This is a genomic window from Bradyrhizobium sp. WSM4874, assembly GCF_055811835.1.
The window spans coordinates 138,335-162,142 of the sequence record NZ_JBVVPR010000007.1 but is presented as its reverse complement, the minus strand read 5'-3'; the positions used below and the strand labels follow the sequence as shown (position 1 = coordinate 162,142).

20 protein-coding genes and 1 pseudogene are annotated in these 23,808 nt (G+C 63.6%); 7 read left to right on the top strand and 14 right to left on the bottom strand.

Annotated elements, in window-relative coordinates; genetic code table 11:
• Positions 1-121: 121 nt before the first annotated feature.
• Positions 122-3,598, bottom strand: a complete 3,477-nt coding sequence (locus AC0L3P_RS10020) for an indolepyruvate ferredoxin oxidoreductase family protein (RefSeq protein ID WP_473301754.1) — start codon at positions 3,596-3,598, stop codon at positions 122-124.
• 236 nt (positions 3,599-3,834) lie between these two features.
• Here AC0L3P_RS10020 and AC0L3P_RS10015 point away from each other — a divergent pair, with 236 nt between their 5' ends.
• The 3 genes and pseudogenes from AC0L3P_RS10015 (at position 3,835) to AC0L3P_RS10005 (ending at position 6,721) form a co-directional block, all read left to right on the top strand.
• The gene (locus tag AC0L3P_RS10015; protein WP_354056716.1) at positions 3,835-3,963 is read left to right on the top strand and encodes a hypothetical protein; all 129 of its coding nucleotides are present in this window, start codon (positions 3,835-3,837) and stop codon (positions 3,961-3,963) included.
• 392 nt (positions 3,964-4,355) lie between these two features.
• On the top strand, positions 4,356-5,057 hold the full coding sequence (locus tag AC0L3P_RS10010) for a cysteine hydrolase family protein (protein ID WP_354056715.1): 702 nt from the start codon (positions 4,356-4,358) through the stop codon (positions 5,055-5,057).
• A gap of 10 nt (positions 5,058-5,067) precedes the next feature.
• A pseudogene (locus tag AC0L3P_RS10005) lies at positions 5,068-6,721 on the top strand (regulator).
• On the opposite strand, the gene AC0L3P_RS10000 reads toward AC0L3P_RS10005, so the two are convergent.
• The 10 genes from AC0L3P_RS10000 to AC0L3P_RS09955 form a co-directional block, all read right to left on the bottom strand.
• A complete protein-coding gene (locus AC0L3P_RS10000) occupies positions 6,722-7,546 on the bottom strand; it encodes a carbohydrate ABC transporter permease (RefSeq protein WP_473301753.1) in 825 nt (274 codons plus the stop codon). It abuts the pseudogene before it with no gap.
• Positions 7,543-8,472: a carbohydrate ABC transporter permease gene (locus AC0L3P_RS09995; protein WP_473301800.1), complete on the bottom strand. Its 930-nt coding sequence runs from the start codon at positions 8,470-8,472 to the stop codon at positions 7,543-7,545. Before AC0L3P_RS09995 ends, AC0L3P_RS10000 begins: the two co-directional genes overlap by 4 nt.
• Before the next feature lie 5 nt (positions 8,473-8,477).
• On the bottom strand, positions 8,478-9,803 hold the full coding sequence (locus AC0L3P_RS09990) for an ABC transporter substrate-binding protein (protein ID WP_473301752.1): 1,326 nt from the start codon (positions 9,801-9,803) through the stop codon (positions 8,478-8,480).
• An 81-nt stretch (positions 9,804-9,884) separates the two neighbouring features.
• A complete protein-coding gene (gene soxA / locus AC0L3P_RS09985; protein WP_473301751.1) occupies positions 9,885-10,664 on the bottom strand; it encodes a sulfur oxidation c-type cytochrome SoxA in 780 nt (259 codons plus the stop codon).
• On the bottom strand, positions 10,661-10,978 hold the full coding sequence (gene soxZ / locus AC0L3P_RS09980) for a thiosulfate oxidation carrier complex protein SoxZ (RefSeq protein ID WP_106942743.1): 318 nt from the start codon (positions 10,976-10,978) through the stop codon (positions 10,661-10,663). The genes soxA and soxZ overlap by 4 nt, the downstream gene beginning before the upstream one ends.
• Complete coding sequence (locus AC0L3P_RS09975; RefSeq protein ID WP_473301750.1) at positions 10,978-11,445, bottom strand: SoxY-related AACIE arm protein; 468 nt, start codon at positions 11,443-11,445, stop codon at positions 10,978-10,980. Before AC0L3P_RS09975 ends, soxZ begins: the two co-directional genes overlap by 1 nt.
• An 8-nt stretch (positions 11,446-11,453) precedes the next feature.
• Positions 11,454-11,906, bottom strand: a complete 453-nt coding sequence (gene soxX, locus AC0L3P_RS09970) for a sulfur oxidation c-type cytochrome SoxX (RefSeq protein WP_473301749.1) — start codon at positions 11,904-11,906, stop codon at positions 11,454-11,456.
• Complete coding sequence (locus AC0L3P_RS09965; protein WP_473301748.1) at positions 11,899-13,170, bottom strand: FCSD flavin-binding domain-containing protein; 1,272 nt, start codon at positions 13,168-13,170, stop codon at positions 11,899-11,901. The genes soxX and AC0L3P_RS09965 overlap by 8 nt, the downstream gene beginning before the upstream one ends.
• A 54-nt stretch (positions 13,171-13,224) precedes the next feature.
• Positions 13,225-15,411: a xanthine dehydrogenase family protein molybdopterin-binding subunit gene (locus AC0L3P_RS09960; protein ID WP_473301747.1), complete on the bottom strand. Its 2,187-nt coding sequence runs from the start codon at positions 15,409-15,411 to the stop codon at positions 13,225-13,227.
• 11 nt (positions 15,412-15,422) lie between these two features.
• Positions 15,423-15,872, bottom strand: a complete 450-nt coding sequence (locus tag AC0L3P_RS09955; RefSeq protein ID WP_354056697.1) for a (2Fe-2S)-binding protein — start codon at positions 15,870-15,872, stop codon at positions 15,423-15,425.
• Positions 15,873-16,131: 259 nt separating this feature from the next.
• Between AC0L3P_RS09955 and AC0L3P_RS09950 the strand changes: the two genes are divergently transcribed.
• Positions 16,132-17,751 (top strand): B12-binding domain-containing radical SAM protein, encoded by a 1,620-nt coding sequence (locus AC0L3P_RS09950; RefSeq protein WP_275170390.1) that lies wholly within the window; start codon positions 16,132-16,134, stop codon positions 17,749-17,751.
• 4 nt (positions 17,752-17,755) lie between these two features.
• On the opposite strand, the gene AC0L3P_RS09945 is transcribed toward AC0L3P_RS09950, so the two are convergent.
• Positions 17,756-19,144, bottom strand: coding sequence for an MFS transporter (locus AC0L3P_RS09945; RefSeq protein ID WP_473301746.1), 1,389 nt, complete (start codon positions 19,142-19,144; stop codon positions 17,756-17,758).
• A gap of 169 nt (positions 19,145-19,313) precedes the next feature.
• Between AC0L3P_RS09945 and AC0L3P_RS09940 the strand changes: the two genes are divergently transcribed.
• The 3 genes from AC0L3P_RS09940 to AC0L3P_RS09930 all read left to right on the top strand — a co-directional run bounded on the left by AC0L3P_RS09940 (position 19,314) and on the right by AC0L3P_RS09930 (position 22,850).
• Complete coding sequence (locus tag AC0L3P_RS09940; RefSeq protein ID WP_473301745.1) at positions 19,314-20,375, top strand: isocitrate/isopropylmalate dehydrogenase family protein; 1,062 nt, start codon at positions 19,314-19,316, stop codon at positions 20,373-20,375.
• A gap of 339 nt (positions 20,376-20,714) precedes the next feature.
• The gene (locus AC0L3P_RS09935; protein WP_473301744.1) at positions 20,715-21,671 is read left to right on the top strand and encodes a c-type cytochrome; all 957 of its coding nucleotides are present in this window, start codon (positions 20,715-20,717) and stop codon (positions 21,669-21,671) included.
• Between the two features lie 207 nt (positions 21,672-21,878).
• Positions 21,879-22,850: an ABC transporter substrate-binding protein gene (locus tag AC0L3P_RS09930; RefSeq protein WP_473301743.1), complete on the top strand. Its 972-nt coding sequence runs from the start codon at positions 21,879-21,881 to the stop codon at positions 22,848-22,850.
• Between the two features lie 144 nt (positions 22,851-22,994).
• Here the strand turns inward: AC0L3P_RS09930 and AC0L3P_RS09925 are convergent, their stop codons facing one another.
• Together AC0L3P_RS09925 and AC0L3P_RS09920 are read right to left on the bottom strand one after the other, a co-directional pair.
• On the bottom strand, positions 22,995-23,270 hold the full coding sequence (locus AC0L3P_RS09925) for a hypothetical protein (protein ID WP_473301799.1): 276 nt from the start codon (positions 23,268-23,270) through the stop codon (positions 22,995-22,997).
• 6 nt (positions 23,271-23,276) lie between these two features.
• Positions 23,277-23,711 carry a pyridoxamine 5'-phosphate oxidase family protein gene (locus tag AC0L3P_RS09920; RefSeq protein ID WP_473301742.1) on the bottom strand — a complete coding sequence of 145 codons (435 nt, stop codon included), beginning with the start codon at positions 23,709-23,711 and terminating at the stop codon, positions 23,277-23,279.
• Positions 23,712-23,808: the final 97 nt, after the last annotated feature.

Sequence of the window (23,808 nt, the reverse complement as noted above, 5' to 3'; positions counted from 1 at the left end):
CCTGCATCCCCGTCATTGCGAGCGCAGCGAAGCAATCCAGACTGTCTCTGCGGAAAATTCTGGATTGCTTCGTCGCAAGGGCTCCTCGCAATGACGCGGAGAGAGCTTGCACCTCCGACAGCTACTCCGCTGCCGCTGCAAACCGGCTGTTCTCCAGTTCCGCTTCCAGCCGCGCCTTCTCCGCCGCCGCCAGCTTGATGTTGGCCGCCTTGATATGCCCGAAGCCGCGGATCGTCTCCGGCAGCCGTGCGAGCCTCGTCAGCAGCGGGATCTGCTCCGCCTTCAGCCCGGAGATCCGCTGATCGATCATGCCGAGATAATCCGCGACCAGCTTCCGCTCGGTCCGACGCTCCTCGGTACGGCCGAACGGATCGAACGCGCCGCCGCGCAGGAATTTCAGCCTGGCGAGCACGCGGAAGGCGTGGATCATCCAGCCGCCGAATTCCTTCTTCTGGAGATGTCCGGTGGTCTTGTCGCGTTGGGCGAAGATCGGCGGGGCCAGATAGAACTTCAGCTTGAAGTCGCCGTCGAATTTCTCCGAGACCTTCTTGGAGAAGCTGCCATCGGTATAGAGCCGCGCGACCTCGTACTCGTCCTTGTAGGACATCAGCTTGAACAGATTTTTCGCGACGGCCTCGGCCAGCTCCGTGGACGCGGGCGAGGCAGCTGCTTCCGCCTTGCGCACCTTGGCGACGGCGGCGAGGTAACGGTCGGCGTAGTCCTTGTCCTGATAGCTGGTCAGAAACTCCGCGCGCGTCGCGATGATGTCGTCGAGCGACTTCGTCGGCGCGGCGGCCCGGCTCCGGAATTGCAACACGCTGCGCACCCGCGACATGTCGTGGGCGGCGAGGCGTCCCCAGGTGAAGGCCAGCTTGTTCATTTCGATCGCGGCGCCGTTGATCTCGATGGCGCGGAGCAGCGCGTCCAGCGATAGCGGGATCGCGCCCTTCTGGAAGGCAAAGCCGAGCATGAAGGGATTTGTCGCAATCGAATCGCCCATCAGCGCGGAGGCAATACCGGTGGCGTCGATGATGTCGAGGTTCTTGTCGCCGACGGCATCGCGCAGCACCGTCTGCATCGCGCCCATCTCGAAATCGAGATCGGGGTTTTGCACGAAGCTTGCAGTCGGCTGCAGGTCGGCGTTGATATACGCTTTCGTCGTTCCGCGCTCGGCGCGGCTGAGCGCGGAGGGACCTGCCGAGACGATCATGTCGCAGCCGAGGATGACGTCGGCGCCGCCGGTGGTGATCCGGACCGCGGAGATGTCTTCCGGCTTCGCGGCGATACGGACATGGCTCATCACAGCGCCGTTCTTCTGCGACAGGCCGGTGAAATCCAGCGCCGAGCAGCCGCGGCCGTCGACATGGGCGGCCATGCCGAGCAGCGCGCCGATGGTGATGACACCGGTGCCGCCGATGCCGGTGACGAGGATGTTGTAGGGGGCGTCCAGCTCACGCGCGGGGGGCAGCGGCAGGTCGGCAAACAACTGGCCTGAATCCACCGCCGAGGTCTTGATCCGCTTGAGCGTGCCGCCATGCACGGTGACGAAGCTCGGGCAAAAACCCTCGACGCAGGAGAAGTCCTTGTTGCAGTTTGATTGGTCGATCTGGCGCTTGCGGCCGAACTCGGTCTCCAGCGGCTGCACCGAGACGCAGTTGGACGCTTGCGAGCAGTCGCCGCAGCCTTCGCAGACCAGCTCGTTGATGAAGGCGCGCTTGGCGGGATCCGGATACAGCCCACGCTTGCGGCGGCGGCGCTTTTCCGCGGCGCAGGTCTGGTCGTAGACGATGACCGTAAGGCCCTTGATGTCGCGCAGCTCGCGCTGAACGGCGTCGAGCTCGCGGCGGTGATGGACGGTCGCGCCTTGCGGGAAGTAGTTGGTGTCAGGGTATTTGGTGGGATCGTCGGAGACGATCGCGAGGCGCTTGACGCCCTCGGCCCAGACCTGATGCGCGATCTGGGCGACGTTGAAGGCGCCCTCGGCCGGCTGACCGCCGGTCATCGCGACGGCGTCGTTGTAGAGGATCTTGTAGGTGATGCTGATGCCGGCGGCCGATGCCGCGCGAAGGGCAAGCAGTCCGGAATGGGTGTAGGTGCCGTCGCCGAGGTTCTGGAAGATGTGCTGCTCGGTGGTGAAGGGCGCTTGTCCGATCCAGTTCACGCCCTCGGCGCCCATATGCGAGATCAGATCGGTACGGCGGGTCGGCATGCTCAGGGCCATGCCGTGGCAACCGATGCCGGCCATGGCGCGGCTTCCTTCGGGCACGCGCGTCGAGGTGTTGTGCGGGCAACCCGAGCAGAAGAACGGCGTGCGCGCGAGCTTGATTTGCGCGGAGGCCGGAACAGGAGTGTCGAACGCCTCGAGCCGCGCGAGGCGCTGCTCAAGCACAGGGCTGTGGTGACCGAGCTTGCGCAGCCGCGCCACCAGCGCGGATGCAACGATGGTCGGCGTCAGCTCGCCCTCGCTCGGCAATAGCGGTGCGCCGCGCTCGTCGCGTTTTCCCGTCACGGTCGGGCGCCTGGAAGCATCGATATTATAGAGGATACGCATCAGCTGGTCTTCGATGAAGCCGCGCTTCTCCTCGACGACCAGTACGTCCTGAAGTCCTTCGGCGAAGCGCTTGGCCCCGCTTTCCTCAAGTGGCCAGGTCAGTGCGACCTTGTAGATGCGAAGGCCGAGGTTCTGCGCGTCCTTGTCGGTAATGCCCAGATCGGCCAGCGCCTGTCGCAGATCGAGATAGGCCTTGCCGGTCGCGATGATGCCGAGCCGTGCCGGCCTGGAGTCGAGCACGATGCGGTCGAGCTGGTTGGCGCGCGCAAAGGCCTGCACCGCCGCCATCTTCGGGCCGAACAGGCGCCTCTCCGCGTCCAGCGGCGGATCGGGCCAGCGGATGTTGAGGCCGCCGGGCGGCATCTCGAAATCGTCGGGGAGCCTGATCTGAATGCGTTCGGGATCGCTGTAGATCGAGGCCGAACTCTCCACGGTTTCGCTGATCGCCTTGAAGCCGACCCAGCAGCCGGAGAAGCGCGACAGCGCAAAGCCGTAGAGGCCGAGATCGAGATAGTCCTGCAGCGTCGCCGGGTTGATGACAGGGATCAGCGCCGCCGCGAACACCTGTTCGCTCTGGTGCGCCAGTGTCGAGGATTGGCAGCCGTGGTCGTCGCCGGCAAGCGCGAGCACGCCGCCATTGAGCGAGGTGCCGGCGGCATTCGCATGCTTGAGCGCGTCGACCGAGCGGTCGACGCCGGGCCCCTTGCCGTACCAGATGCCGAACACGCCATCGACCTTGGCGCCGGGAAACAGGCCGACCTGCTGGCTGCCCCAGACGGCGGTCGCCGCAAGGTCCTCGTTCAGACCGGGGACGAAGGCGATGTCGTGCTGCTGGAGGTGTGACTTCGCGCGCCACAGCGCGTGGTCGTACATGCCGAGCGGGGAACCGCGATAGCCCGAGATGAAGCCGCCGGTGTTGAGGCCCTGAAGCCGGTCGCGTTCGCGCTGCAACATGGGCAACCGGACCAGCGCCTGCGTGCCGGACAGGAAGATCCGCTTCGATTCGAGCCGGTATTTGTCGTCCAGCTCGACCTGCATCAGCGTCATTTCAGAAGTCCTCGTCTCTTGTTTCGGCTCTTATTCGACTTGGGGTTTGCGCTGCGGGAGGGAGGAGCGGCTGCGCGACGCGAATTGTGACAGTCAAAGGCATGCGCAGACGAAGTCAATATCGCTCACCGCATCCGTGGCGCTCCTGCTGGTCATGGCTTGCTCGCGGAGAACACGATGGCTGCAAGCGCGTTCAATACCGAGATCACGGAGACGGCTGAGGCGCTGATCGGGCCATGGCACCACCCCGCGCCAGATACTCCACGCAGAGGTACGCGGCCGATATCGTCGGTGCGCCGACAGCCCTCGACAGACGTCTTCGCGAACTCAAGCCGCTGGTCGACCCCGTGATCCTCAAGACCTGAAGGTCGACTACATGGCGACGCTGAAGCCTCTTGCGTGCCTTATGGGGAGCAGCATCGGCGCCCGTAAGAAGCGGGTCGCTAACGCCACCTTCGTCACTCCGGGGCGCGCGTAGCGCGAGCCCGGAATCCATTTCACCGCGTGTTTAGCCGCCCGATGGCTTCCAGGTTCGACGCTTACGCGTCGCCCCGGAATGACGACGGAGAGCGCTCATCCTTTGGGCAAATGCACGTCGCAAAGCCGCCGCACAGCGAATAAGCAGACCCCGGCTTTTCCAATAACGTTCTGACAGTGCAGTAAATTTTCCTGCGCCGTCGGCTCAACTTCAATTGTACACAATGGCATGGCGCTTGCAGAACTCCTGAAGAGAGAGTTCTCGCGGGGGCCTTGAGTCATGTTGAGCTCAACCAAGCAGACACTGGGTGTCATCAGCGCCGAACCGGAGCCGGTCAAGCTCGACTGGCCCGCCACCGCGCTCCTCATCATCGACATGCAGCGCGACTTCATGGAGCCCGGCGGCTTCGGCGAGACCCTCGGCAACGACGTCAGCCAGCTTGCGCGGGCGGTGAAGCCGATCGGTGCGGTGCTGAAGGCTGCGCGGGATACCGGCATGCTGGTGATCCACACGCGCGAGGGCCATCTGCCCGATCTCTCCGACGCGCCGCCGGCGAAAGTCGAGCGCGGCGCGCCATCCTTGCGCATCGGCGACCCCGGTCCGATGGGACGCATTCTCATTCGCGGCGAGGCTGGCCACGACATCATCCCGGAGCTTTATCCGCTCGACAGCGAGATCGTGATCGACAAGCCCGGCAAGGGCGCGTTCTACGCCACCGAGCTCACCGACGTGCTGGAGAAATACGGCATCGAGAATCTGCTGGTGTGCGGCGTCACCACCGAAGTGTGCGTCAACACCACCGTGCGCGAGGCCAACGACCGCGGCTATCGCTGCGTCGTCATCTCGGACGGCTGCGCGTCCTACTTTCCTGAGTTTCACGAGATGGGCCTGAAGATGATCAAGGCCCAGGGCGGCATCTTCGGCTGGGTCGCAAGCTCAGCCGCGGTTCTGGAGGCGATGAAGATTTCCACATCAGCGTAGGGGCATCACGATGAGCACAGGCACGACGGGGACGGCCGGCACCTCCGAGTTCAAGCCGGCACTATGGACACCGGGCGACTGGAACGCGTTTTTCGGCTTCGGCACCAACATCCTCGTCAACATGCTAGTGCTCACGGGCCTGTTGCGCTTCGTGTTGAAGATGCCTGACAGTCTCGTGTTCGGCCGTATCCTGCCCGCGCTCGGGTTGATGATGTGTCTCTCCACCTTCTACTACGCATACCTCGCCTATCGTCTGGCGCAGAAGACCGGCCGCAACGACGTTTGCGCGCTGCCTTCGGGCGTCAGCGTGCCGCACATGTTCATTGTCACCTTCGTGATCATGCTGCCGATCACTATCAAGACCGGTGATCCGCTCAAGGGCTGGTCGGCGGGCCTGGTCTGGGTGTTCTTCCAGAGCTTCATCCTGATGATCGGCGGCTTCATCGCGCCCTTCATTCGAAAGATCACGCCGCGCGCGGCGCTGCTCGGTACGCTCGCCGGCGTCTCCGTCACTTTCATCTCGATGCGGCCGGCGCTCGAAATGTACATGACGCCGCAGATCGGCCTGGTCTGCTTCGCCATCATCCTGGTGAGCTGGTTCGGAGGCGTGAAATATTGGCGCGGCATCCCCGCCGGTCTCGTTGCGATCGCGGTCGGAATGGTCATCGCCTGGGGCTCGAACCTGTTCGGCCTCGGTCTCGGTGGACTGAGCGTCAAGGGCGTCGGTGATGCCTTCGCAAACTTCGGCTTCTCGGTGCCGATTCCGGCGGTAGGCTATGTCTTCTCCGGTTTCGAATTCCTCGGAATCATCCTGGTCACCGCCATTCCATTCGGCATCTATGACCTCGTCGAGGCCATGGACAATGTCGAGAGCGCGGAAGCGGCCGGCGACGAATATCCGACCACGCGCGTGCTCACCGCCGATGGCGTCGTCAGTCTGATCGGCTGCCTGATGGGAAATCCCTTCATCAACGCCGTCTATATCGGCCATCCCGGCTGGAAGGATGGGCGGGCGCATCGGTTACTCCGCCGCGACCGGCATCATGGTGGTCGTGCTGGCCTGGTTCGGCATCATCTCGGTGCTGCTGGCGCTGGTGCCGGTGGTCGCGATCTCGCCGATCCTGCTCTATATCGGCATGCTCATTGGCGCGCAGGCGTTCCAGACCACGCCGGTCAAGCACGCGCCCGCGATCGTGCTGGCGCTGACGCCGCATCTGGCCGCCTGGGCCAAGCTCCAGATCGACACTATGCTGGGCTCGACCATGAACGCGGCTGCGAGCGTAGGCGGAATGGCGGCCGACAAGGCCGACGCGGTCAAGGCGGCCGCGATCGCCGCGTTGCCGCAGCAGGGCGTGTTCTATCACGGCCTCGAAGTGATGGGCGGCGGCTCCATCCTCGGCGGCCTGATCCTGGGGGCGATCGGCGTCTTCATCATCGAGCGCGACTTCGAGAAGGCCTCGGCGTTTGCGCTGGTTGGTGCGGTCCTGACCTACTTTGGCTTCATGCACGGCGAGGCCGTCGGCATCGGTGGCGGCTTTGGCGTCACGCCCGCGGTCGCGTTCGCCTATGCCGTGATGGCCGCCGGTCTGTTCGCGGCCAGCAAGCTCGGCGCGAGCGAGCCCTACATGCCGCATGCGGACATGCACGCAGCACCAGCGGAGTAGCTACCCGCCCTTGACGGCACCAGCGGTGAGCCCGGCGACGATCTGTCGCTGGGCGAACACCGTGAGCAGCAGCACCGGGAGGGTGACGATCAGAGCGGCGGCCGCGAGCGGCCCCCAGCTCAACTGGTCGAACGAGATCATGTTGTAGACAGCGACCGGCAGGGTCCGTGTCTCGCGTCCGGCCAGCACGATGCCGAAGACAAAGTTGTTCCAGGAGAAGATCACGGCCAGGATGAAGGCGACGGCGATGCCGGGCTTGGCGATCGGCAGCGCGACATGGCGGAAGACCTGCCAGCGCGTGGCGCCGTCGATGAGGGCTGCTTCTTCCAGCTCCATCGGCGTCGTCTCGAAATAGCCGATCATGATCCAGATCACGATCGGCACCGTGACCACCAGGTGGATGATGATCTGCGGCACCAGCGTGCCGAGCAGTCCCAGCCACTGGAACATGAGAAACAGCGGGATCAGATAGGATAGGCCCGGCGTGATGCGGGCGATCAGGATCACGATCGCAGATTTGTGCGCGGCCATCCGCGCGATGCCGTAGCCGGCGGGGACACCGACGAGCAGCGCAAGCAACGTCGCGCTGCCGGTCACGATCAGGCTGTTGATGAAATAGGTCAGGAAGCGGTTGGAAGCGAGCACGTCGGCATAGTTTTTCCAGGCGACATGCTCGGGAATGAACACCGGCGGGTAGGCGGCGTTGTCGATCTCGAATTTGAGCGACAGCGACAGCATCCAGAGAAAGAACAGGATCGCCGGCGACACGATGACGAACACCGAGAACCACAGGCCGATCTTGCCGATGATTTGCCTTGGACTCATGTGCCGCTCGCGATCTCGGTCCACAGCATGCGCTGGCGCGCATAGAGCATCACCGCCGCAAGCAGAACGATCAGCAGGAAGAACACGACCGCAATCGCCGAGCCGTAGCCAAGGTCGTAATAGGAGAAGGCGACGCTGTAGAGATAGATATTGATCGTCTCCGACGCCGATCCCGGTCCGCCCTGGGTGATTGCGAAAATGATGTCGAAGCTCTTCACGGCGTCGATCATGCGGATCATGCCGGCGATGAACAGGAACGGCATGATCAGCGGCAGGGTGATGAAGCGGAACACCTGCCAGAGGCTGGCGCCGTCGATCTGTGCACTTTCGTAAGGCTCGGTCGGGATCGCAGCGAGGCCGCCGAGCACGATCAGCATGACCAGCGGCGTCCATTGCCAGGTCTCGACCAGCACCAGCGAGGGAATGACGGTCGCGGGATGAAACACCCAGAGCTGCGCTGGGATTCCGACCAGTGACAGCAGATAGTTCAGCACGCCGAGTTGCGGGTGGAACATCATGGTCCAGACCAGCGCGATCGCCACCGGCGTCGCCATCATGGGCATGATGAAAACGCCGCGCAGAAAGCCGCGGCCGGGGAATTTCTGGTGAAACACCACGGCCGCAAACGTGCCGAGCACGAGCGGCAGCAGCACGGAGAGTGCGGTGTAGACCACTGTATGTCCGATCGCCTCAATGAAGCGGGGATCGCTCGTCAACCGCAGATAGTTGGACAGTCCAACGAAGGTGGTCGCCGAGCCGACCTTCCACTCGTTCAGGCTCATCCAGATCGTGAAGACCCACGGGAAGATGATGATGGCGAGCACGACGATGAGCGCCGGCACCACGAACGGCCAGTACGACGGCGGCCGCAACTCCTTCTCCGGCGCGGCATCTGACGGTGCCGCTGCCGGATTAGCCTGTATGATCGCACTCACGCCTTTTCGCTGCGCTCCAGGATTGGCCGGTACTGCTCGTGGGCCTTTTTCAACTCTGTCGCGGGATCGGCGCCGGCAAGGGTCGCGGTGATCGCCGCGCCAACGAGATCGCGGAATTCGGCGACCGGAATCACGACGGGCAGGCCCAGCTTGCTGACCTTGGCGGAATCGATCACCGACTGCAGCCACTCCTTGGGCATCTTCACGCCGTTCTGGACCTCGGCATCGTTCAGGATCGAGTTGCGGAACGGCACGCCGCCGCCGGCTTGCAACAGCCGGGCGCCTTGCGTTTTCGACACAACCCATTGGCAAAGCAGATAGGCGGCTTCCTTGTTCTTGCTCGCCGCGGCGATGCCGATGCCGTCGCCATAGGTCGCTGAATATTGTCCCTTCGGACCGGCCGGCACGACGGTGTAGCCGACCTTGCCGACCACGCGCGAGGCCGCCGGGTCTTCCAGCGGCGGCGCCCAGCCGACGCCGTCGATCCACATCGCCGAACGTCCTTGCGTGAACGAGGCCATCGACTCCATCCAGTTGAAGCCGGCGACGCCGGGCGGAGCGACTTTAGTCAACAATGTCTGATAGAGCTTGGTTGCAGCAATGGCTTCCGGACCGTCGGTCAGGATGTTGCCCTTCGCATCGAGGAATTCGCCGCCACAGTCGAGAAAGAAGTTGGTCCACAACGTCATGTTGGCGTTGCGCAGGCCGCGTCCGACAAAGCCGTAGGTGCCTTCCTTGGCATCGGTGAGCTTCTCGGCGGCCGCGACCATCTCGTCGAGGGTCTTGGGGACGGCGACGCCCTTCTTCTGGAACAGCTCCTTGTTGTAATACAGGATGAAATAATCGACCGACCACGGCAACGACAGCATCTGGCCCTTGTCGTTCCTGGCGTATTGCAGGCCGGCGGCCGAGAAATCGCTTTCCACGAGATCGGGCGCGGTCAGCGTCGGGTCTTTCATGTAAGGCGTGAGGTCGGCGAGCCAGCCGCCTTTCTCGAATTGCCGTTTCTGCACGTGATAGCTGAGATGGACGACGTCGAAGGTCGGCCGGCCCGAGGTGAGCTCGATCACGACCTTCTGGCGCTGCTGTTGCTCGGGAATCTGCTCCGCCTCGACCTGGATGCCGGTGAGCTCGGTAAACTCCTTGACGTATTTTTGCAGGTTGTCGCCGCGCGGGCCCTTGGCGAGGATCACCTCTAGCTTGGTCCCGGCGTATTTCTTCCAGTTCACCTCCGCGCGGGCTGGCAGTCCCGTCAGGCTGAGCGCGCCAGCTGCGGCAGTGCCCGTCAAGAGCGTACGACGCGAAATCTGATGGTCAGCCACTATATCCCTCCCGGATGACTCGTTTTGTTTGGGAGGGATACTAGCGGCCGTGCCGCGCGTGCCTAGCCCTAATCTGACGGATCACGGCCGCACGGCCGGCGTCTCCATCGGCAGGCCGCGCGCCCGCGACATCAGGTAGAGCTCCAGCGCGACCAGGTCGGGTGCGCCGAAATCATAGGCTTGGGCGCGGACACCCGTCATGCAACTGCGTAGCCGGCGCTCCAGCGATCCCAGCGTCTGCCATTCCAGCCGATAAAGCGGATAGCCGGTCGGCTGTCCCTGCGTGATCGGCGCGCCGGCAAGTCGCTTGTTGAAATTGTCGTCGTGGCAATTAGTGCAGGCAAGGTTGAGCTGGCCCTCGCGCTGCATGAAGAGGTCGCGGCCCTGTTCGACGAATGGCTTCAGTTGCGGATCGTCGCCCGTCGTGATCGCGGTGCCGCGCGATTGGTGCGCGACGAAGGCGGACAGGGCCAGCAGGTCGCGGCTCTCGTAGGGTAACACCGGTGCCTGCTGATGATTGCTGCGACAGAGATTGATGCGCTGGTCGAGCGTGACGGGGCGCGCCAGCGCCTTGTCGAAGGCCGGATAGTGCGCCGCGACGCCTTTCATGCTGCCGCGTGCATCGCCATGGCAATCCGCACAGGCTTTATCGGCGCTGCCGGTCCTCTTCGTCCACAACGCCTCGCCGTCGAGCACGAACAGCATGCCGGGATTTGAGCTGTCGTCATCCTGCATCGCGCGCGTGTCGGGCCCCATGAACGAATAGCCGGAGCGGCGGGCGTCCGGCGGAATCTCGCCGGCGAGCAGGGCAGGGCCGGTGGCGAGGAGCGCCGCGGCCGATATCGCGCGCCAAAAACTCATTCGACCGTGATCGACGCCGATGCACTGGACGAATAGCCGTTGTCGCCGATCCATTCGAACTCGAACTTGCCGCTCTCCTTCGCGACCGTGAAGAACGACAGATAGGGATTGGCCGCGATCGCCGGAAAGAGATCGGCGCGAAAAATCTCGGTGCCGTTGTAGCGGCACGTAAAGCTCGTGATGATGTCGCGCGGCACCAGCGCGCCGTCCGCGGTATGGCGGAAGCCGGTCTCCATGATGTGCGAGGTCAAGGTGCGGATCTCGATGATTTCGCCGCGCCTGGCTTTCGCAGGAACGTTGATGAGCGCGGCCATCAATTCATCTCCTCGGTGCAGGCGGCCAGCGTCACGACGATTTCGGTCGTGACCTGCCAGAACGTGTCGTCGGAAAGACGCGCGATCGCCACCACCTTCTGGGTGTCGGCGAGCCGGATCCGGGTCGAGACCTGGGCGCGGCCAGAGGAGGGGCCGAGATGGAAGTTGCCGATGTTCGGCTGCGGGTTCTTCTCGTTGAAGACGTGTATGCTCTTGACGTAGTCGGCCGCCGTCATCGGGCTCGCGACGCTCACGGTCAGCGGCACCGTGTTGCCGTTCTCGACCAGCGGCGGAATGTCGAGCTTCACCTTGCCGGTGCGGACAGGTGCTTCGCCGACGACGTTGCGGATAGCGGCGGTGAGCATCGCCGGGGTCGCCTCGAGCGGCCGCAGCGTGACGATCGGTATCGTCCCGGCGAATGTCACGCTTCCGGCAAGAGTCAGGAATTGTCGTCGCGTGGTTGGCATGAACAGTCCTAGTCCCGAAGCGTTGCAAGAAAAGCCACGATGTCTTCGATCTCGGCGGCGGACAAGATCGGCTTGCCGGCGAAATTGCGCCCGACCCGCACGAGGTGGTCGGTGCGATAGTAGGACGGCATGATGGTCTCTGGGTTGAAGCGCGCTGCATCGACCAGTCGAAGCCGCAACTGGCTCACCGTCCAGCGGTTCCCCGCACCCGAGAGGTCAGGCGCGAGGTCGCCCTGGAACCGGGTCTCCGGGAAGGGACCGGAATGGCACAGGATGCAGGTGGTCGTGCGCGCCAGCACAAGCGCGCGCCCTCGCGCGGCATCGCCGGGCGCGCCGGTGAGCGATTCCGCAATGCCGTCGCCGACGATGTTGTAGGGAAGGAGCTCCTCGGCTCCTGCCTGGCAGGCGAAGGCGCAACTGGCGGCGATCAGCGCTGCGATATGGACCGATGCTCTAGCCAAAGCTGTCCGCCGTGATGGTTTGAAACCAGCGCTCGGCTTCAGTCGCCTCGCGGGCGCGCAATTCGCGCGGCGCCTCGACCGGGCTGGTCGCGCCGCCCTCGACCTCGGCGAAGATGTCGCCCCTGGGCTGGTAATTGCCCGCGAGTGAAAAGCCGTAGCCGGGTGCGACGATGTTGTAGCAGACGCCCGTCAGTCGCGGCGTTTCTGATGCGCGGCCGGCGAGGAGGTTCACGATCGTGGCAGCGCAGGCCTTGCCCTGTGCGCTTGCCGCGGATGCCGATTTGGGAATGCCCCCGCCGAGGCAGGCATCGCCAATGACGTGGATGTTCGGGACAAGCTTCGATTCGAAGGTCACAGGATCGATCGGGCACCAGCCGGTCGCATCCGCAGCGCCCGCGATCTGGGCAATATGTGCAGCGCGTTGAGGCGGAATGACGTTGGCGACATCAGGCGTGTAGTTGCCGAATTCGGTGACGATGGTCCTGGTCGCAGGCTCGACCGAGGTCACGCGGCCGCCTTGCGACAGCCCGATGCGTTCGATCATGTCCCCGTAAAGCTCCTTCCACGCTCTCTCGAACAGTCGCTGCTGGGAGAAATTGTCCTTGGCGTCGAGGATCAAGACCTTTGAGCGCGGCTTCTTCGTTTTCAGGTAATGGGCGATCAGGCTTGCGCGCTCGTAAGGCGCCGGCGGACAGCGCGAGGGATTGGCGGGGATCGCAATCGCGACGGTGCCGCCGTCCGGCATGGCCTCGAGCTGCCGACGCAGCAGCAGCGTCTGCGCGCCGGCCTTCCAGGCGTGCGGCATTTTTTCTGATGCCGTGTCGTCGTAGCCAGGCAGAGCCTCGAAATGGAAGTCGATGCCGGGAGAGAGGACGAGACGGTCATATGGCAGCGCAACGCCATCGGCCGTCACGACGCTGCGCAGCTGCGGCTCGATTGTGGCTACGGCCTGGCTGATCACCGTGACGCCCTCGGCACCGAGCCTGTCATAGCCAAATTGCTGGCCTTCGATATCGCGCAGGCCGGCAATCACCTCGTTGCTGAAGGGGCAGGAGGTGAAGACCGCATTGGGTTCGATCAGGATGACTTGCAAGTTTACCTGCGCGCGCTTCAGCGCGCGGGCGCACGCCGCGCCGCCAAAGCCGCCGCCGACCACGACGACGCGGCCCGCCGATTGCGCGCGCAGGATCGAAGGGACGGCGAATGATGTGGCCGCGGCGGCGATGCCAAGGAGGGCATCCCGCCGTGTCACCGGCGCATTCATGAGTCTTGTCCGGAAAGTGTGCCGCGACGGCCGTTCCGGCCGCCGCGGCGTTTCTCAGGCGAAGGTGATGTTCTGGTCGCGCAACGGCACCGAACGGATGCGCTTGCCCGTCGCCGCGAAGTACGCATTGAGCACCGCCGGCGCCGCGACGCCGATGGTCGGCTCGCCGACACCGCCCCAGAACCCGCCGCTCGGCACCATCACCGATTCGACCTTCGGCATCTCGTTGATGCGCATCGAATTGTAGGTGTCGAAGTTGGTCTGCTCGATCTTGCCGTCCTTGACGGTGCAGCCGCCGTAGAACAGCGCGGAGAGGCCATAGACGAAGGAGCCTGCGATCTGCCGCTCCACCTGCGCCGGATTGACGACGTAGCCGGGATCGGTGGAGGCGACGATACGATGCACCTTGATCTTGTTGCCGTCGGTCACCGAGATTTCGGCGGCGCCGGCGACATAGCTGCCATAGCCCATCACCTGCGCGATGCCGCGATAGATGCCCTTCGGCGCCGGGGTGCTCCAGCCGATCTTCTCGGCCACGGCATTGAGCACCGCCAGATGCTTGGGGTGATTGCCCATCAGCTTGCGGCGGAATTCGAGCGGGTCCTGGCCTGCGGCCTGGGCCAGCTCGTCCATGAAGCATTCCATGTAGATCGCGTTGTGATTGACGTTGACGCCGCGCCAGAAGCCCGGCGGAACATGCGGGTTGCGCATCGCATGCTCGACCAGGAGGTTTGGCACGGAGTAGCCGAACGCAGCTTCGCCGGATTGGGCGACGCCCTGGAATGCGGCCGGATCCATGCCGTTCTGCAGCGCTTCAGGGCGAAGCGAGAACAGGATCGATTGCCCGGACAGGCGATAGTGCAGCGCGACCAGATTGTTGTCGGCATCGAACGCGCCGGTCATCTTGCACTGGGTGATCGGGTGATATCGGCCGTGCGCCATGTCCTCTTCGCGCGACCATAAAAGCTTGATCGGCGTGCCCGGCATCTGCTTGGCGATCAAGACGGCCTGACGGACATAGTCGGTCTGGCCGCGCCGGCCGAAGCCACCACCCGGCATCACCTTGTGCACGTCGCACTTCTCCGCCGGCAGGCCCGACGCTTCCAAGGTGGCCGCGAAGGCCGCCTCGCCATTCTGCGTGCCGCACCAGACCTCGCATTTGTCCGCTGTGTAGACCGCCGTGGCGTTCATCGGCTCCATGGTGGCGTGGTTCTGGTAGGGGTAGCTGTAGACCGCCTCGATCTTCTTGGCGGCACCGGCAATCGCCGCCTTCGCGTCGCCGTTCTTGTTGCCGACATAGGCCGGCTGCGCGTTGTCGAGACCCTCGGTCAGCCATTTCGCGATCGACTCGCTGGAGACCTTGGCGTTGTCGCCCTCGTCCCAGACGATCGGCAGCGCCTCCAGCGCGGTCTTGGCCTGCCACCAGGTGTCGGCAACCACCGCGACCGCGGTGTCGCCGACCTTGACGACCTTCTTGACGCCCTTCATGCCGGTGATCTTGGCTTCGTCAAAGCTCTTCAGCTTGCCGCCGAACACCGGGCAATCCTTGATCGCGGCGTTCAGCATGCCCGGCAGCTTGATGTCGATGCCGTAGATCATGGTGCCGGTGGTCTTCTCGGCGGTGTCCAGCCGCTTCACGCCCTTGCCAATCAGCTTCCAGTCCTTGGGATCCTTCAGCTTGACGTCGGCCGGCGGCGCAAGCTTGGCCGCGGCCTCGGCGACCTTGCCGTAGGTCGTGGTCTTGCCAGACGGCGTGTGGGTGATGACGCTGTTGGCGGCGGTGCATTCGGACGCCGGCACTTTCCACGCCTCGGCGGCGGCCTGGATCAGCATCACGCGTGCGGTGGCACCGCCCTTGCGGACGTAGTCTTGCGAAGAGCGGATGCCGCGGCTGCCGCCGGTCGAGAAATCGCCCCAGACGCGCTTGCGGGCGACGCTCTGGCCCGGTGTCGGATATTCGGTCGAGACCTTCAACCAGTCGCATTCGAGTTCCTCGGCGACGAGCTGGGCGAGGCCGGTGAGCGAGCCCTGGCCCATTTCGGAGCGGGCGATGCGGATGACGACGGTGCCGTCGGGCCTGACCACGACCCAGGCGCCGATCTCGGGGGAGCCGTCGGCGGCGCGGACCACGGCGGGGCCGCCGAAGGGGATATCGAGGCCGATTGCGAGACCTGCGCCGACCGCGGCAGTGCCGATGACGAAGGCACGGCGGTTCATCCTGGGAGAGGCATGCTTGTTCATGTGGCGGCTCCTTACGCGCTTGCGATCGTGTGGATCGCTTCGCGCACCTGCTGGAAGGTGCCGCAGCGGCAGATATTGGTGATGGCCTCGTCGATGTCGGCGTCGGTCGGCTTCGGCTTCTCGCTCAGCAGCGCTGCCACCGCCATGATCATGCCGCTCTGGCAATAGCCGCATTGCGGAACATCCTGGGCAATCCAGGCTTCCTGCACCTTGTGCAGTGCGTTGCCGGAGGCGAGCCCTTCGATGGTCGTGATCTTCTTGCCTACGGCCTCGCTGACCGAAACGCCGCAGGAGCGGGTGGCGATGCCGTCGATGTGAACGGTGCAGGCGCCGCATTGTGCAATGCCGCAGCCGTATTTCGTGCCGGTCAGGCCGGCATTCTCGCGGATTGCCCACAGCAGCGGCGTGTCCGGCTCGACGTCGAGCGTGAAGGTTTTTCCGTTGATTGTTAGGTTTGCCATCGCAGTCCCCTGATTGGCCCAATCCACCGATTGGACGCAGGGGCGCAATGTGTCCGGCAAATTGGAAAGGTTCAAATCAATAGTCCGAGGGGTAACCGCCGGAGATTCCCTCCCGGGCGGCTCGCGGCACGGCTTGGGGCGACGTCTACCGGCTCCCGCGCCGTCGCGCCCCTGGAACCGAGAGCGACAGTTTGTCCCTTTTGCCGGGGTGCAAGTCGACGATGCTCTGCTACAGTGGAATCAGCCAAAAAGAGGTTCCATGAACGTACCGCAGCCTTGCAAAGTCCTGATGCTCTATCCGCTGTTCTCGGCAGAGTCCTTCTGGAGCTTTGGCGAATCCTGCAAAGTGTTGGGCGTGAAGCGGCCCGCGGCCCCTTTGGGACTGATCACGGTTGCCGCGATGTTGCCCGAGAGCTGGACGGTCCGGCTGATCGATTGCAACACGGAATCCTTCAGCGAGGAGGATCTTTCCTGGGCCGACGTCGTCTTCACCGGCGGAATGATGCCGCAGCAGGCCGACACGCTGCGCCTGATCGAAATTTGCCGTGCCGCGGGCAAGCCGGTGGTCGTCGGCGGTCCCGATCCCACCTCGAGCCCCCACATCTATGAGAGGGCCGACTTCCAAGTGCTCGGCGAGGCCGAAAGCGTTCTCCACGAATTCGTCGCGGCCTGGGACAGTGGCGCACGATCCGGCGTCTTCATCGCGCCGAAATTCCAGGCCGACGTCACCAAGACGCCGGTGCCGCGTTTCGACCTGCTGAAGTTCGAGGACTACCTTTATCTCGGCGTGCAGTATTCCCGCGGCTGCCCGTTCACCTGCGAATTCTGCGACATCATCGAGCTCTATGGCCGGGTGCCGCGAACCAAGACGAATGAGCAAATGCTGGTCGAGCTCGACAGGCTCTACGCCATGGGCTACCGCGGCCATCTCGACTTCGTCGACGACAACTTCATCGGCAACAAGAAGTCGCTGCGGCTGTTCCTGCCGCAGCTCGCCGAATGGCAGCGTGCTCACGGCTATCCCTTCGAATTGTCGACGGAAGCCTCGGTCAATCTGGCCGACGATCCCGAGCTATTGGACCTGATGGGCCAGGCGAATTTCTTCGCCATCTTCGTCGGTATCGAAAGTCCGGATCCGGCGACGCTGGTCGCGATGCGGAAGAAGCAGAACACGCGGCGCAACATCGCCGAGAGCATCCACAAGATCTACGCCGCGGGCATGCTCGTCACCGCGGGTTTCATCGTCGGCTTCGACAATGAGAAGCTCTCGATGGCGGATGCCATGATCGACTTCATCGAAGAGGCGGCGATCCCGGTCAGCATGGTCGGCCTGCTCTATGCCTTGCCGAACACGCAGCTGACGCGCCGCCTCGAGCGCGAAGGCCGGCTGCATCCGGGCCACGATTTGGCGCCGACCATCGGCGCGGATCAGTGCACCGCCGGGATCAACTTCGATCCGGTGCGCCCGTTGCGCGACATCCTGACGGACTACAAGCGCGTGCTGGAGCACATCTACAGCCCGGAGGCCTATGCAAGGCGCATCGACCGTCTGATGACGCTGCTCGACCGCTCTCGCCAGCGCCAGGAGCTCGCGGAAGGCGATATCCGTGCCCGGATCGGCGCGATGGAAACGGTGCACAAGGTGGTCACAGCCCTTCCCGAGGCGCGCGGTCCGCTGTGGCAGACCTTCATGAACTGCGCCAAGCGCGACACCACATCGGCGCGGATTGCCGTGCAGATGATCGCGGCCTATGCCCATCTCGGGCCGTTCTCGCGCAAGGTCATCGCTGCCATCGATGAGCGCCTCGCTGCACTCGACGAGGAGACCGTCATTCCGGTCGCGGCTGTCGAGGTGCCGGCGGCCCGACATCTGGCCTGACGGTCTACTTCACCGCCAGCCGCAAAAAACTCATCACACTGCCGAGCGCGGCAAAGCCCGCGCCCAATGCCAAGGCCACGACCGCGCCGTCGTGACCGGCCAGTGAGAAGCAGGCTGCGGCGAGCGCCGCCCCTGTCGTTTGCCCCGTCAGGCGCGCGGTGGCGACGATGCCCGAGGCGCTGCCGCTGCGATGCGGCGGCGCGCTCGACATCACCGCCTTCATGTTCGGCGCCTGGAAGAAGCCGAACCCCATACCGCAGATCACCATCCGCCAGATGATGTCGGGGATCGCAGGACTGGCCGGCAGCATCGCGAGCAGCGCCATGCCGAGGCCGAGCAGCACGAGCCCGATGCCGCCGAGCAATCCGACCGCGTGCCGGTCGGAGAGGCGCCCCGCGATCGGCGCCATGATGCCGACCACCAGCGGCCAGGGCGTCATGAAGAAGCCGGTCTCGACCTGCGAACGCCCCAGCACGTCCTCGAAATAGAACGGCAGCGAGACGAAGGCGAGGCCCTGCACCGCGAACGAGCACACCGCGGTCGCCGCCGACAGCGCGAACATCGGCCGACTGAACAGGTCGATCGGCAGCATCGGAGCCGGATGGTCGGCATGGCGGCGCGTCAGGATGAAACCAAGCATCAGGGCCGTGACCAGCTCGACGCCGACGACCATCGGTGAGAGATTGTGCGCGGCGCTCCCGATGCCCGTGATGAACAAGCCGAGACAGGCCGATGCGAGGGCCGCGCCGAGAAAGTCAAAGCCGTGATCGGCGCGCGGCGTCTTCGGCAGCATCGCAAATCCGATGCCGATCGCGACGAGGCCGAACGGGATGTTGACGGCGAACAGCCATGGCCACGGGCCGACCGCGAGGATGGCGGATGCGATCGAGGGACCGAAGGTGAAGGCGGTCGCGACCACCAGCGCATTGTGGCCGAAGCCGCGGCCGAGCATCCGGCCGGGATAGACGAAACGCACCAGCGCCGTGTTGACGCTCATGATGCCGCTCGCACCCAGCCCTTGCAGCGTGCGCGCAACCAGCAGGCTGTCCAGCGACCAGGCCACCGCGCAGAACAGCGAGGCTATGGTGAACAGGATCAGGCCACCGAGATAGATGCGCTGGTGCCCGACGATCTCGCCGAGCGCTCCCAACGGCAGCAGCGTCGCCACCAGCGCGATCTGGTAGACGTTGACCACCCAGACCGATTGCTCCGGGCTGACATGCAGGTCGCCGGCAATGGCGGGCAGCGCGATGTTGGCGATCGCGGTGTCGAGCGAGGCCATCGCCAGCGCGGTGAAGATCGCGGCAATGGCCCAGCGCCGCTGTGCGGCTGGAAGGCCGTCGGAAATGGTGTGGTCGGGCTCGCGCGCGCCGGCTGGTAACGTGATTGTCATTGCGTTCGCGCGTTGCTCCGGCGGCCGGCTACAGGGGACTTGGCATGTACTACGGCGCGGCCGCCTTCCACAGGCATATGCTTGCATGCAGTGTATGCGCGAAGGCTGGGCGATGAACCTGCGCGCCGGCGTATGATCGCGCGAACTGCTGCAATGTCAGGGGATCGCCATGCACATCGTCGTTTTGCCCGGTGACGGCATCGGGCCCGAGATCACGACCGCGACATCAGGCGTGCTGCGCGCGGCCTCCGAGCGTTTCCAGCTCAATCTGCGCCTTGAGGAGCACGCAGTCGGCCATGCGAGTCTCAAACAATTTGGTACGACGGTGCGTCCCGAACTGCTCGACATCGTCCGCGCCGCCGACGGCCTGATCCTCGGGCCGACCGCGACCTTCGACTTCAAGGACGAGACCCATGGCGAGATCAATCCCTCGCGGCATTTTCGCAAGAACCTCGATCTCTACGCCAATGTCAGACCCGCACGCACCTATGCGGGGCTGTCCGGCCGAGTCGGCGATTTCGATCTCGTCGTGGTGCGCGAGAACACGGAAGGGTTTTACGCCGACCGCAACATGGAGCAGGGCAATGGCGAGATGCTGGTCACATCGGATGTCGTGATCTCGCTGCGCCGGATCACACGCCTTTGCTGCGAGCGCATCGCGCATGCGGCGTGCCGGCTGGCGATGAAGCGGCACAAGCATCTCACCATCGTGCACAAGGCCAATGTGCTCAAGCTCGGCGACGGCATGTTCCTCGAGATCTGCCGCGAGGCGGCGAACGCCTATCCCAACCTCGCCGTCGACGACATCCTCGTCGACGCCATGATGGCGCATGTGGTGCGCAACCCCGACCGCTTCGACGTCATCGTCGCCACCAACATGTTCGGCGATATCCTGTCCGATCTCACCGCCGAGCTCTCCGGCAGCCTCGGCCTCGGCGGCTCGCTCAATGTCGGTCACAGCCACGCCATGGCGCAGGCCGCGCACGGCTCGGCGCCCGACATCGCAGGCCAGGACGTTGCCAATCCGGTCTCCCTGATCCTGTCGACGGCCCTGCTGCTCGGATGGCACGGCGAGAACAGCGGCGCGGTGCGGTACGAGGAAGCCGCACGTGCGATCGAGGCGGCGGTGGCGAAAGCGATCGGCGAGGGCAGGGCGACGCGCGACGTCGGCGGCAAGCTCGGCACGATCGCGGCGGGGGCGGCGATCGCGGAGATATTGCAGGCGGGGTGAGTGGTCATGTGCATTTTTTTTTAGGGCTCAAAACAAAAAACGCGAAAACAACCCCATGCACAGTAGAAGGCCCCTTGATTAATAAGGGATTTCCGAAACGCGCAGCGATGACATACGCGGCGGCCCTGACGTTGACGCGTCGGGCAAAACACTGGCAGGATGCCAGGATTGCACCGATCGGCAAAAGACCATCGGGTGCTTCCCATGAAGGAGCGATGTGCGCTTCCTGTGGTGAAGCAGATCTAGGCGTGCAGCTCCGGCATTCCGCTCTCGAAGTGCTAAATTCTTTTTTTCTTTTATCGCTGAATTTACTCGATGCATTTGCAGAGGTTTATTGCCATGAAGATGTCTGTGCCGATTTTGTGGGCAACCGTGATCCTCACAGCGACTGCCGCCTTGGCGCAGAATGGGCTTCCGGCTTGGGCGTTCTTGTGGGACCCGACCGTCAAGGTGCCCCCGGCTGACGACAAGCCCAATCAACTCGCCGGCAGTAGTGCCGCATTCAGTTGGAAGCAGGCGCGCGACCTTTTCTTTGCGCCCGATTGGCATCCGGATGACCATCCAGCCATGCCGGAGATCGTTGCCAACGGACGAAAGCCGGATGTCCGCGCTTGCGGATCCTGCCATCGCGTCGAGGGCACCGGCGGTCCTGAAAATGCGAGTCTCGCGGGCTTGCCGGAGAGCTATCTCGTTCAGCAGCTAGCTGATTTCAAAAGCGGCGCGCGAAAGATGTCGGGACCGGAGAGGCCTGCCACACAATTGATGATGGCGTCAGTCAAAGCCATGACCGACGCTGAGGCGCGCGCTGCGGCAGCGTATTTCTCTGCGCAGAAGCCCAAGCAGATCATCAAGGTCGTCGAAAGCGAAAGCATTCCAAAGACAGGGCCATCCCGCTTGTTCTACGTCAAAAGCCCGGAGGGCGGCTCCGAAATCCTCGGCCCGCGCATCGTCGAGGTACCGGACGATGTGGATCAGTTCGAGCTTCGAGACTCCCGGGCGAGCTTCACAGCCTATGTGCCGGTTGGAAGCCTGGCGAGGGGAGAAACACTCGCCAAGACGGGTGGATCGGGAATAACCGTTGCCTGCGGTAGCTGCCACGGTCCGGAGTTGAAAGGCGTCGGTGATATTCCGCCAATTGCCGGGCGCTCGCCGACCTACATCGTGCGCCAGCTCCATGAATTCCAAAGCGGGGGGCGCGTGGCAAGCGCAAGCTCCCTGATGCAACAGACTGTCGAAAAGCTGTCGCAAAACGACATGATCGCGCTGGCTGCCTACGTGGCGTCGCTCTCGCCATGATCCGAGCCGCTGCTGCGGGGGATGACGTCGCTCGTTGGCCCTTATCGTCGGTTGGCGTAGGGCATCGGCAGGTCCGGAGTCTGGCTCGAGCAGAAGTCATCGCCTCCGGTGCAGACTGCCGCCTCTGACCCGACCCGGTCTCAGTTCGCTTGGACCAACGTAGAACAATGGCTGTTCTCAGCCGGGGTGTATGAGATTGGATTGGTAATGAAACGACGAGAATTCCTGACTTTGGTTGCTGTGGCGTCTGCGTTGCCTCTGGCAGCGCGAGCACAGCAAGCAAAGCGAGTGCCCCGAATTGGCCTTCTCCTCCCTCCACCGCGGAATCTGGAAGTCGACGCATTCATCAAGGGGCTCAGCGATCTCGGTTGGGTTAACGGCATGAACGTTCATGTCGAATATCGCGACGCCGGTGGCGACGACGGCAGGCTGCCGGCGCTTGCGAATGAACTCGTCGCTCTTGATGTTGACGTTCTCGTCACAGCCACATTTCCCGGGATTCTTGCCGCTCACAACGCAACGACAAGAATTCTGACCGTGATGATCGTGGGCCCCGATCTGGTGACCATAGGGCTTGCAGCCAGCATGGCTCATCCTGGCGGCAACACCACGGGACAGACCTTTTTCCTGACAGAACTAGCTGCAAAGCGCTTGGAGATCCTCGCAGGCTTGGCTCCCTCGACCAGACGCGTAGGGGTGCTCATGCAGCGAGGAAATCCACTGAACAACGCTATCATGAGCACCATGAGGAACGCAGCGCAGGCATTGAAGATGGAGCTACTACCTATCGAGGTCGACGTCCCCGGCGATCTCGAAAGCGCGCTGTCACTCGTCGGTTCTAATTCTATGGACGGCCTCGTGATCACGGACGCAAACGCGTTTGTCACCAACACGTCCATGGTGGCCGCGATTGTGGACAAGTGCCGCGTGCCATCGGTTGCCGCACCCATCGTCGCCTCCCGGGGGGCGGCCCTGATGGGTTACGGTGTCGATTTCACCGCAATGTTCCGCCACGCCGCTGTTTTCGTCGACAAGATATTGAAGGGTGCCAGCCCCGCGGAGATTCCCATCGAGCAGCCGACGCAGTTCAAGACCGTCATCAACCACAAGACCGCAAAGGCGTTCGGCGTGGAGATACCTCCGTCGTTGCTGGTGCGCGCGGACGACGTGATCGAATAACAGCGGCGATATCTGCAGCAGCCTCGGCCTCGGCGGCTCGCTCAATGTCGGTAACAGCCATGCGCAGGCCGCGCATGGCTCGGCGAAGTCCGCTCCTACGTTTGTGAGCCGGCTATTCCGCCGCCTCAAGAAACTGGCACGGCTTCACAGCAGAAGAGTCAAGAACTCATAGGCGATCACGGTAGTACCGAGACAGCGCCGCCAGGGGTTCACGCCGCGGACAATCTCGTCGGCGGCCCAGATGATGAGCCCGCCCTTTACCAGGATTGTCAAACCGACGCTGATTTTGCCCGCGGAAGGCCAGATCCAAAGCAGAACGCCGGCAACGATCACGATCCACAGTACAAGGTTGGGCCACTGAGCGATCGTGATGGCACCGGTTTCGCGGTTGCGGAAGAACCACTGCAAAAATCGCCGCACGATCACCTAGCCGAGCTCGACCTCTCCCTCTTCACGCCCCTTCCAATAGGTTACGCGGTTGGCTTTCACCTTGATCAGCACGATGCCTGGCGTATCGACGCCCTCATCGAACCACTTGTCGAGATCACTCGTCCAATGCTGTTGGAAAGTCTTCTTATCCCGGATCAGTTCGGCAGTGCCTTCAACGGCAACGTAGATCCCCTGCGAAAGAAGGCCCGCTTCTGATGAATATCCGAGCGCCACTTTCGGATTGCGTTGAATATCCGATACGGCCCGAGCCTTTTCATAGCTGAAGTAGTACGACGTGCCGTCATAGGCGACGTCCCCATTGTTGCTCATGGGACGGTTGGCGATCTCGCCATTCTCGGTGTGGGTCGAAAGAATGGCAATGTCGATGCCGGCCATTTCATTCGCGATTTCGGCGAGTGATTTCTTGGACATGAATTTTCCTCCAGTGACGCTGGAGCAACGTAAGGATCAGGCCCATGGTTCCTTGAAAGGGAGGGCGGGATGCGTACCCGTGCACTTTCATCCCTCC